5 protein-coding genes and 1 pseudogene are annotated in these 11,371 nt (G+C 57.5%); all 6 read left to right on the top strand.

The genetic code is table 11. From position 1 onward, the window contains the following. Positions 1–15 precede the first annotated feature (15 nt). The 6 genes and pseudogenes from dnaN (at position 16) to N5C91_RS08520 (ending at position 11,351) form a co-directional block, all read left to right on the top strand. Complete coding sequence (gene dnaN, locus N5C91_RS08545) at positions 16–1,122, top strand: DNA polymerase III subunit beta (RefSeq protein WP_236172332.1); 1,107 nt, start codon at positions 16–18, stop codon at positions 1,120–1,122. A gap of 9 nt (positions 1,123–1,131) precedes the next feature. Further along, a complete protein-coding gene (recF, locus tag N5C91_RS08540) occupies positions 1,132–2,241 on the top strand; it encodes a DNA replication/repair protein RecF (RefSeq protein ID WP_279829065.1) in 1,110 nt (369 codons plus the stop codon). Further along, positions 2,238–4,655: a DNA topoisomerase (ATP-hydrolyzing) subunit B gene (gene gyrB, locus N5C91_RS08535; RefSeq protein ID WP_236172330.1), complete on the top strand. Its 2,418-nt coding sequence runs from the start codon at positions 2,238–2,240 to the stop codon at positions 4,653–4,655. The genes recF and gyrB overlap by 4 nt, the downstream gene beginning before the upstream one ends. 181 nt (positions 4,656–4,836) lie before the next feature. After that, positions 4,837–9,677: pseudogene (locus N5C91_RS08530) on the top strand (type ISP restriction/modification enzyme). 410 nt (positions 9,678–10,087) lie between these two features. Next, entirely contained in the window at positions 10,088–10,342 is a 255-nt protein-coding gene (locus tag N5C91_RS08525; protein WP_279829063.1) for a hypothetical protein, read from the top strand. A 31-nt stretch (positions 10,343–10,373) separates the two neighbouring features. Then, on the top strand, positions 10,374–11,351 hold the full coding sequence (locus N5C91_RS08520) for a reverse transcriptase family protein (protein WP_279829062.1): 978 nt from the start codon (positions 10,374–10,376) through the stop codon (positions 11,349–11,351). The last annotated feature ends 20 nt before the right edge of the window (positions 11,352–11,371 follow it).

The raw sequence follows: 11,371 nt of genomic DNA, 5'->3' as shown, positions 1-11,371 counted from the left end.
GCAAGGGACTAGACCATGCATTTCACTATTCAACGCGAAGCTCTGTTGAAACCCCTGCAGCTGGTCGCTGGCGTTGTCGAGCGCCGCCAGACGCTGCCGGTTCTTTCCAACGTCCTGCTGGTAGTTGAAGGCCAGCAACTGTCGCTGACCGGCACCGACCTCGAAGTCGAGCTGGTGGGTCGCGTCACGCTGGAAGACGCCGCCGAGCCCGGTGAGATCACCGTGCCGGCGCGCAAGCTGATGGATATCTGCAAGAGCCTGCCCAGCGATGCCGTGATCGACATCCGCGTCGACGAGCAGAAGCTCCTGGTGAAGGCCGGCCGCAGCCGCTTCACGCTCTCGACCCTGCCGGCCAACGATTTCCCCACTGTGGAAGAAGGCCCGGGTTCGCTGACTTTCAGTCTGGTGCAGAGCAAGCTGCGTCGCCTGATCGATCGCACCAGCTTCGCCATGGCGCAGCAGGACGTCCGTTACTACCTGAACGGTATGCTGCTGGAAGTTGGCGGCGGTACGCTGCGCGCTGTTGCTACCGACGGTCACCGTCTGGCCATGTGCTCGCTGAGCAACGGCGTGCCGGAAGCGCAGGATCGCCACCAGGTCATCGTGCCGCGCAAAGGCATCCTTGAACTTGCCCGCCTGCTGACCGAGCAGGATGGTGAAGTTTCCATCGTTCTTGGCCAGCACCACATCCGTGCCACCACCGGTGAGTTCACCTTCACCTCCAAACTGGTCGACGGCAAATTCCCCGACTACGAGCGCGTGTTGCCCAAGGGCGGCGACAAGCTGGTGATCGGCGATCGTCAGGTGCTGCGTGAAGCCTTCAGCCGTACGGCGATTCTTTCCAACGAAAAGTACCGTGGTATTCGCCTGCAACTCTCCAACGGCCTCCTGAAAATCCAGGCGAACAACCCGGAGCAGGAAGAGGCGGAGGAGGAAGTACAAGTCGACTACAACGGTGGCAGCCTGGAAATCGGTTTCAACGTCAGCTATCTGCTGGATGTCCTGGGTGTCATGGGTACCGAACAGATGCGCATGATCCTCTCTGACTCCAACAGCAGTGCGCTGCTGCAGGAAGCGGACAACGACGATTCTGCCTACGTCGTCATGCCGATGCGCCTCTGACGCGTATCGATGTCCCTTAGCCGCCTTTCGGTCACCGCGGTGCGTAACCTGCACCCGGTGACCTTCTCCCCCTCCCCCCGCATCAACATCCTCTACGGCGAAAACGGCAGCGGCAAAACCAGCGTCCTGGAAGCCATCCATCTGCTCGGCCTCGCCCGCTCCTTCCGCAGCATGCGTCTGCAACCCGTCATCCAGTACGAAGAACCGGCCTGCACGGTGTTCGGACAGGTACGTCTGGGCAATGGCTTTGACAGCAGCCTGGGAGTGTCACGTGATCGCCAGGGCGAATTCCAGATTCGCATCGACGGACAGAATGCGCGCAGTGCTGCGCAACTCGCCGAAACGTTGCCATTGCAGTTGATCAACCCGGATAGCTTCCGTCTCCTGGAAGGCGCGCCGAAGATTCGTCGGCAGTTCCTTGATTGGGGAGTGTTCCACGTGGAACAACGCTTCATGGTTGCCTGGCAAAGACTGCAGAAGGCCCTGCGGCAGCGGAACTCGTGGCTCCGACATGGTAGACTGGACGGTGCTTCACAGGCCGCATGGGACCGCGAATTATGCGCCGCGAGCGACGAAATCGACGGGTATCGGCGGTCCTACATCCAGGCTCTCAAGCCCCAGTTCGAGCGAACCTTGGCAGAGCTCATCCAGATCGATGACCTGACGCTCAGCTATTACCGGGGGTGGGACAAGGAGCGTGACCTGAGTGAAGTGCTGTCTTCCAGCCTGTTGCGTGATCAGCAGATGGGACATACCCAGGCAGGGCCGCAACGGGCGGACCTGAGGATCCGCCTTGGGGGACACAACGCCGCGGAGATTCTTTCCCGCGGCCAACAGAAATTGGTGGTCTGCGCGTTGCGGATCGCCCAGGGGCACCTCATCAATCAGGCGAAGCGCGGACAATGCGTTTACCTGGTCGACGACCTCCCCTCCGAATTGGATGAGAAGCATCGGTTGTCTTTGTGCCGGCTTCTCGAAGATCTGGGTTGCCAGGTATTCATCACCTGCGTCGATCCGCACTTATTGAAAGACGGCTGGCGAACGGAAACGCCGGTGTCGATGTTCCACGTGGAACATGGGCGCGTCTCTCAGGACACTACCATCGGGAGTGAAGAATGAGCGAGAACACCTACGACTCTTCCAGTATCAAGGTACTGAAGGGGCTGGATGCCGTACGTAAGCGTCCGGGCATGTACATCGGTGATACCGACGACGGCACTGGCCTGCACCACATGGTCTTCGAGGTCGTGGATAACTCGATCGACGAAGCGCTGGCAGGCTACTGCAGCGAGATCAGCATCACCATTCACACCGATGAATCCATCACCGTGCGCGACAACGGTCGCGGCATTCCGGTGGATATCCACAAGGAAGAAGGGGTTTCCGCGGCTGAGGTCATCATGACCGTCCTGCACGCCGGCGGTAAGTTCGACGACAACAGCTACAAGGTCTCCGGCGGTCTGCACGGTGTCGGTGTGTCGGTGGTGAACGCCCTCTCCCACGAGCTGCGCCTGACCATCCGACGTGAAGGCAAGGTCTGGGAACAGGTTTATCACCACGGCGTACCGCAGTTCCCGCTGCGTCCGGTGGGTGATACCGATGGTTCGGGTACCGAAGTGCACTTCAAGCCCTCGCCGGAAACCTTCCACAACATCCACTTCAGCTGGGACATCCTGGCTAAGCGGATTCGTGAGCTGTCCTTCCTCAACTCTGGCGTCGGCATCGTCCTGCGCGATGAGCGCGCCGGCAAGGAAGAGCTGTTCAAGTACGAGGGCGGCCTGCGGGCCTTCGTCGAGTACCTGAACACCAACAAGACCGCGGTGAACCAGGTCTTCCACTTCAACTGCCAGCGTGAGGAAGACGGCGTCGGCGTGGAAGTGGCCCTGCAGTGGAACGACAGCTTCAACGAGAACATTCTCTGCTTCACCAACAACATTCCCCAGCGCGACGGTGGTACCCACCTGGCGGGCTTCCGCTCCGCCCTCACCCGCCACCTGAACAACTACATCGAGCAGGAAGGCCTGGCGAAGAAGTTCAAGATCGCCACCACCGGCGACGACGCCCGTGAAGGTCTGACCGCGATCATTTCGGTAAAGGTGCCGGATCCGAAGTTCAGCTCGCAGACCAAGGACAAGCTGGTTTCCTCGGAGGTGAAGACCGCCGTGGAACAGGAGATGGGCAAGTACTTCGCCGACTTCCTGCTGGAAAACCCGAACGAAGCCAAGGCCGTGGTCGGCAAGATGATCGACGCTGCCCGCGCCCGTGAAGCCGCGCGCAAGGCACGCGAGATGACCCGCCGCAAGGGTGCGCTGGACATCGCCGGGCTGCCGGGCAAACTCGCCGACTGCCAGGAGAAGGACCCCGCCCTCTCCGAACTGTACATCGTGGAGGGTGACTCCGCGGGCGGTTCTGCCAAGCAGGGCCGTAACCGCAAGACCCAGGCGATCCTGCCGCTCAAGGGCAAGATCCTCAACGTCGAGAAGGCTCGCTTCGACAAGATGCTGTCCTCCCAGGAGGTCGGCACGCTGATCACCGCACTGGGCTGCGGTATCGGTCGCGAGGAGTACAACATCGACAAGCTGCGTTACCACAACATCATCATCATGACCGATGCTGACGTCGACGGTTCGCACATCCGTACCCTGCTGCTGACCTTCTTCTTCCGTCAGTTGCCGGAGCTGGTCGAGCGCGGCTACATCTACATCGCCCAGCCGCCGCTGTACAAGGTGAAGCGCGGCAAGCAGGAGCAGTACATCAAGGACGACGTGGCCATGGAAGAGTACATGACCCAGTCGGCCCTCGAAGAGGCCAGCGTGCACGTCAACGAAAGCGCCCCGGGCCTGTCCGGCGAAGCGCTGGAGAAGCTGGTCAACGAGTACCGTACCGTCATGCGTACGCTGTCCCGCCTGTCCCGTCTCTACCCGCAGGACCTGACCGAGCACTTCGTCTACCTGCCGCGAATCGAGGTGGAGCAGCTGGGTGACCAGGCTGCCATGCAGGGCTGGCTGGACCAGTACCAGGCTCGCCTGAAGGCCACCGAGAAATCCGGCCTGGTCTACAAGGTCAGCCTGCGTGAAGACCGTGAGCGCCACCTGTGGCTTCCGGAAGTCGAGATGGTTGCCCACGGCCTGTCGAGCTACGTCACCTTCAACCGCGACTTCTTCGCCAGCAATGATTACCGCTCGGTGACCGAGCTGGGCGCCAAGCTGAACAGTCTGTTGGAAGAAGGCGCCTATGTGCAGAAGGGCGAGCGCAAGAAGGTCGTCAGCAGCTTCAAGGAAGCCCTGGAGTGGCTGATGACCGAAGGCACCAAGCGTCACAGCATCCAGCGATACAAAGGCCTGGGCGAAATGAACCCGGACCAGCTGTGGGAAACCACCATGGACCCGAACGTTCGCCGCATGCTGAAGGTAACCATCGAGGACGCCATCGCTGCCGACCAGCTGTTCAACACCCTGATGGGCGATGCCGTGGAGCCGCGCCGCGACTTCATCGAGAGCAACGCCCTGGCGGTGTCCAACCTGGACGTCTGATCCGGGTGTCTAGGGGCACATTAAGTGTCCAAAATGGGCGGGTTATTGTCCATTGATTGACACGCCAAACCCCGGCCTAGTGCCGGGGTTTCTTTTGGCTGCTCGTCTGAGTTCCTATTGATAGACTGCTGCAATTTGGCGCCCTAGCGTGCGCCAGCGTAGTAATCAAAAGGAATTCCTCATGTCCGCCCTGCTTGCCCTGCTGGATACCTATCGCACCGCCTCCGCATCCGAGCGTGAAAAAGGTACCTACTTTGAAGAGCTGATCTGCACCTATCTGCGCAATGAGGCCACCTACAGTGACCTCTATGAAAAAGTGTGGATGTACGCCGACTGGGCCAAGGAGCAAGAGTTGGATGGTCGTGACACCGGCATCGACCTGGTGGCACGCACCCAGGATACCGGTGAGTACCACGCGATTCAGTGCAAGCTGTACGCCAAGGACTACCGGGTTCAGAAGAAGGACATCGACAGCTTCTTCACTGCTTCGGGCAAGGCGCCGTTCTCGCACCGCATCATCGTTACCACCACCAACAACTGGAGTGAACACGCCGAGGATGCCTTGCTGGGCCAGCAGCTTTCGGTCAACAAAATCGATCTGCAAGCACTTGAAGACAGCCAGATCGACTGGGCTAGGTATCAACCCCATCAACCGGTTGCTTTCAAGGCACGCAAACAGCTGCGTGATCACCAGAAGAACGCACTGAATGCGGTTGCAGCGGGCCTCAAGGACGCCGAACGCGGCAAGCTGATCATGGCTTGCGGCACCGGCAAGACCTTTACGAGCCTGAAGATTGCGGAGCGCTTGGCAGGCAAAGGCAAGCGCGTCCTGTTCCTAGTGCCCAGCCTGTCACTGCTTTCGCAGACCCTCACCGAATGGACGCAGGAAAGCGAAACTCCACTCCACAGCTTCGCCGTCTGCTCCGACAGTGACGTAGGCAAGAAGCGCAAGGCCGATGAAGACAGCGTTCAGCTCTTCACCCACGAGCTGCGCTACCCGGCCACTACCAAGGCTAACCGATTGGCTGCTGAAATGCTCAAACGCCACGATGCCGAGCACATGAGCGTGGTGTTTTCCACCTACCACTCCATCGACGTGATCAGCCGCGCCCAGCACGAATACGGCCTGGCCGCGTTCGACCTGGTGATCTGCGACGAAGCCCACCGCACTACTGGCGCCACCTTCGACGACGAGGACGAAAGCGCATTCGTTAGAGTTCACGACGCCGACTACCTTCGTGCCGCTAAGCGCCTGTACATGACCGCCACCCCGCGCATCTATGGCGACAGTGCCAAGGTCAAGGCCGAGTCCGGCGAAGTCACCCTCTGTTCGATGGATGACGAAGCGCTGTACGGCAAGGAGCTATTCGTCATCAACTTCTCCGAGGCGGTTCAGCGTGGCCTGCTCACCGACTACAAGGTGTTGGTGCTCACCGTTGAGGAAAGCATCATCAATCGCCGCCTTCAGGAGCTGCTGAAAGACGAGAACAACCAGCTAAAGGTGGACGACGCCGCCAAGATTGTCGGCTGCTGGAAGGCGTTGGCCAAGCAGGGGCTACATGAACAGCTCATTGGCGATGATGAGCCGATGAAGCGTGCCGTGGCTTTCTGCCAGGTCATTTCACCCAACTACAAGGGCACCAAGCACAAGGTCAGCTCGATAAACATCGCCAGCATGTTCCAATCGGTGGTGGAGGCTTACCAGGAATCGGAACAGATCGACGAGGCCTCGCGATTAATTTGCGAGGCGGAGCACGTTGATGGCGGCATGAACGCAAGTGCCAAGGAAGCCAAGCTTAACTGGTTGAAGGAAGAGCCCCCGGCCAACACCTGCCGCATCCTCAGCAATGTGCGCTGCCTATCCGAGGGTGTGGACGTGCCGGCGTTGGATGCCGTGCTCTTCCTCACCCCGCGCAACTCTCAGGTAGACGTGGTGCAATCGGTAGGCCGGGTGATGCGCAACGCGCCGGGTAAGAAGCGTGGCTATGTCGTGTTACCGGTGGTCATCCCGGCGGGCATGGAGCCTCACGAAGCCCTCAACGACAACCAGACCTATAAGGTGGTCTGGCAAGTGCTCCAGGCGCTGCGTTCCCATGACGATAGCTTCGATGCCATGGTCAACAAGCTTGACCTGATCGGCTCAGACCCGCGCAAGATGGAAGTCATCGCTATTACGGACAAGGCCGACAAGAAGGCCAAGAAAGCCAGCGGCACTAGCAACGGCAAGGCTGGAAAAGGCCAGTACGGCATTGGCGAAAAGCGCTCCAAGTACGATGTTGAAGGCCAGATGACTCAGCAGGCCGAGCTGGCCTACGAGGTCGGCGAAATCGAGAAGGCCATCTACGCCAAGATCGTCGAGAAGTGTGGCAACCGCCACCATTGGGAGGACTGGGCCAACGATATTGCAAAAATCGCCCGCACCCATATCGACCGTATCCAGGGCATTCTGGAGAACCCGGCCAACACTCAGGAGTTGGCCGCTTTCAACGCCTTCGCCGCCGAACTGCGTGACGACCTCAACGACAGCATCAGCGATGGCGAGATAGTCGAAATGCTCGCCCAGCACTTGGTAACCAAACCGGTGTTCGATGCGCTGTTTGATGAGTACAGCTTTGCTAGCCACAACCCCATGTCTAAGGCCATGCAAGGAGTGCTGGACGCACTTCATGAGCATCACTTGGCCAAAGAAGCCGACACCCTGGAGAAATTCTATTCCAGCGTACGTCAGCGTGCTGCCGGCATCGACAATGCCCAAGGCAAACAGAAGATCATCGTCGAGCTGTACGATAAGTTCTTCCGCAACGCCTTCCCCAAGATGACCGAGCGCCTGGGTATCGTCTATACCCCAGTCGAGGTGGTCGATTTCATCCTCCACAGTGTCAACCATCTGCTGCAACAGGAGTTCGGCCAGACGCTGGGCAGCAAGGGCGTCCATATCATCGATCCATTCACCGGTACTGGTACCTTCATCACCCGCCTGATCCAGTCTGGCCTGATCAAGCCGGAAGAGCTACCGCACAAGTACCGGCACGAAATCCATGCTAACGAGTTGGTGTTGCTGGCCTACTACATCGCCGCCATCAATATCGAAGCGGCTTACCACAGTGAAGTGCTGGCCGATTACACCCCGTTTGAGGGTATCTGCCTGACCGACACCTTCCAAATGTATGAGAAGGACGACATGGTGGATGTGCTCCTGGAAGACAACAGCGCTCGGCGCAAGCGGCAGAAGGCACTGGATATTCGAGTGATTGTGGGTAATCCACCGTATTCGGTTGGACAAAAAGATGACAATGATGGGGCTGCTAACTTGCGCTACCCCAATCTAGACACAAGATTGCAAGAAACATACGTCAAGCAGTCGTCAGGCAACCCGCGAAGCCTATATGACAGCTACATCAGAGCAATCAGATGGGCCAGTGATCGTGTCGGCAGCAGCGGCATTATTGGGTTTGTCACCAACGCTGGATTCGTTGATGGCAAGGCAGCCGATGGTATGCGTAAGTGTCTTGCCGATGAGTTCTCCAGCCTCTATGTGTTCCATCTGCGCGGAAATCAGCGCACTAGCGGGAAACCTCGCGCAAGGAAGGTGGCAAGATCTTTGGCAGCGGTAGTCGTGCTCCTATCGCCATATCTTTGCTGGTGAAGAACCCCGACGCTCAGACTCACGGGAAGATTTATTTCCACGATATTGGCGACTATCTCAGCCGTGAAGAGAAGCTAGAGAAAATCAAAGTTTACGGAAGTATTGCGGGCATTGATGCTGAAAATGCTTGGCACTGCATTACCCCTGATGCTCATGGGGACTGGCTAGCACAGCGCGACCAAGGCTTTATTGAATTCCTACCCATGGGAAGCAAAGCTCGTGATGGATCCATCGCTCTGTTTGATGGCTACTCAAGTGGCGTAAAAACGAATCGTGATAGCTGGGCATACAACTCTTCTCGCAAAACTGTTTTAGCCTCTATGGAAGCCATGATTGGCTTCTACAACCATGCGCTTGCAGGGCAAGTGGATGGAGACATCAATGACTCCTCCAGAATTGGTTGGTCTTGGGTACTAAGGGGTAGGTTTGATAAGGGCCTAAAAGGGACGTTTTCATCTGACAGGGCTGTAGTAGCAACCTACCGTCCATTTGATAAACGATGGATGTATTACGACGGCTTCTTTAACGAAAACAGATACCAAATGCCAAAACTGTTTCCTACGGGGAACGAAGAGAATTTGATCATTGTTATTAAACAGCGCTGGGCAGGTGAAGGCCAGCTTGCATTGATAGTTGATGGCGTAATAGATGTTCAATCGGACGGTGGCACTCAATGCTTCCCGCTCTACCTCTACGACGAAGTTGCGCAGGCTTCAAAAGCTGACCTTTTTGATGAGCAAATTGAAGGAGGTTTGCGCCGCCGTGATGCCATCACCGATGCCGGTCTGGCACACTTTCAGGCAGCCTATCCCAACGAACAGATCAGCCGGGAAGACCTGTTCTACTACGTTTACGGCATCCTCCATTCTCAAGATTACCGCGAGCGCTTTGCCGATAACCTCAGCAAGGAGCTGCCTCGCATTCCTGCTGTGAAGAAGGTCGCCGATTTCTGGGCTTTCAGCAAGGCAGGCCGCGCCCTGGCTGACTTGCATCTGAATTACGAAACCGTCGAGCCGTACCCGCTGACCATTGAGGCCAAGGGCACGCTTTCCGATGCCGATTACCGCGTAGAGAAGATGAAGTTCGCCAAGAAGGGCGACAAGACCACCGTCATCTACAACCATCGCATCACCCTCAAGGGCATCCCCGAGGCGGCCTGGGACTACATGGTCAACGGCAAGGCCGCATTGGACTGGGTTATGGAACGCCAGGCCGTACGCCCCGACAAGGCCAGCGGTATCGTCAACGACGCCAATGACTGGGCCATCGAAACCATGGGGAACCCCAAGTACCCGCTGGAGCTGTTCCAGCGCGTAGTAACAGTAAGCTTAGAGACCACCAAAATAGTTAAGGGTCTCCCTCCCCTTGATATCTGACGCTACGAGGTCGTCGGTCAGTCGAAATGGGCGGTGACATTCATCGGCTTGAAAACCGCCCCTCGGATCTGTAGAAATACGAGGGCTGGGTGTTACCGCCCAGGTGCTCTTTAAACATGGTTATGAATCGGGCTTGCAGTTGGTGGTCAGGAAACTGGCCAGCTCTGGTGTTCTCCAGGGCTACCTTCGCCCCACAACCTGTTGTCACCCCGATGTGCTCAGCGCTGAGGGTCACGTGGCTAACATCACGTGGTTATCAGCGAGGTCTCATCGGGTAAACGACAGTAATGCGGCGGACGGCTTATCAATTCTTGATAAGCAGAACTGTGGTTTGTAGCGGCATCTTCAAAGTTCCATTCGGCCCGAAGTGCTTGGCGGCGGGGCAATTTCGCCCGTCTGGAGCTATAACCATGAAACGTTTGAAGAACGCTGTCGGTCGTACCGATCAGCACATGCACAACATTGAAGATGCCCGCGTCAAAGCTGGGACTGAGCCTAACCAGGCTCCGGAACGTAAAGCGGTCAGGTGGCTGAAGAAGGTGGCAAAATTTGGCGCCAAGATTGGCCTCCAGCGCCTTGCGGTATGGATTCTGGAAGACCCGGAATCTGCTTGGGATGATCTCCTCCACGAGGTAGAGGAAATCCTTGAGGTCATCGCCTCATGACGCAACAAACCACGTCATTCTGGGATGGGACATGGACGCTCCACGCTACCCTTTTAAGCCCATTCACAGTCTGAAGGCACTTTCTCTCGCCCTTGGGGAGCCTGTCGAGCTGCTTCAGAGCCTCGCAAAACGTGGCTCCAACTTGTATCGCCACGTGCCGCAAACCAAGAAAGATGGAAGCGTACGCGACACCTACGATGCTCACGAACCACTGAAGACGATCCAGCGCAAAATCGTCGATAAATTACTGGTTCGGGTTCGCTACCCCGAATACCTCCATGGCGGGATCAAAGATCTCAACGCGCGCCGTAGCATCTATTCCAATGCTCGGATACACGGGAAGGCGAAAACCATCCTGCTTCAGGACATCAAGGATTTCTTCCCTTCGATCAGTGTGCAGCATGTGCAGCAGATATTTGCCGGGCTCTTTGGCTTTTCTGACGAGGTTGCACAGGTGCTGGCGTTGCTCACCACCCGCTACGGCGTAGTCCCACAGGGGGCAAGCACCAGTGGATATCTGGCCAACTTGGTGTTTTGGGATACTGAGCCTGCATTGGTTACTCGCTTGCACGCGCGCGGTCTCAAGTATTCCCGCTTTGCCGATGACATTACGATTTCGGGTATGACGCCTTTGGAGCGCTCAACGCTGACGGAATTGGTGGGAGCGGTGACCGATATGCTGGCAAAGAAAGGTTGCCAGCAGAAGCGCTCCAAGCTGCATGTACGTAAACGCGGCCAAACGATACTGGCGAAAGCGGGTTTTGAGCAGCTGACCGTCACTGGCCTTTCGGTTTTCAATGAGGCACCAGGCCTTCCTAAGGCAGAACGTAAAGCCATCCGTGCAGCGGTTAAACAGGCAGAAGATCAAGCGATCCAGGGCGCTACCTGGGTGCAGCTGGAACCCACGATTCGCAGCGTTATGGGGCGGGTGGGGCGACTGATTGCCTGCGGCCATCCCGATGGGGAACGGTTCAAACTGCGGTTGCAGGCGCTTAAAGAGAAATACTAGGAAGCCTTGCTGGATCGTTA

It is taken from the genome of Pseudomonas sp. GD03903 (genome assembly GCF_029840045.1).
Classification (GTDB): Bacteria; Pseudomonadota; Gammaproteobacteria; order Pseudomonadales; family Pseudomonadaceae; genus Pseudomonas; species Pseudomonas pseudonitroreducens.
This window is presented reverse-complemented; position numbering and strand designations above follow the sequence as displayed.

What these genes read in the sequence shown, in the direction of transcription:
- dnaN (WP_236172332.1), top strand. Translation starts at nt 16, where the DNA reads ATGCATTTCACTATTCAACGCGAAGCTCTGTTGAAACCCCTGCAGCTG.
- recF (WP_279829065.1), top strand. Translation starts at nt 1,132, where the DNA reads ATGTCCCTTAGCCGCCTTTCGGTCACCGCGGTGCGTAACCTGCACCCG.
- gyrB (WP_236172330.1), top strand. Translation starts at nt 2,238, where the DNA reads ATGAGCGAGAACACCTACGACTCTTCCAGTATCAAGGTACTGAAGGGG.
- N5C91_RS08525 (WP_279829063.1), top strand. Translation starts at nt 10,088, where the DNA reads ATGAAACGTTTGAAGAACGCTGTCGGTCGTACCGATCAGCACATGCAC.
- N5C91_RS08520 (WP_279829062.1), top strand. Translation starts at nt 10,374, where the DNA reads ATGGACGCTCCACGCTACCCTTTTAAGCCCATTCACAGTCTGAAGGCA.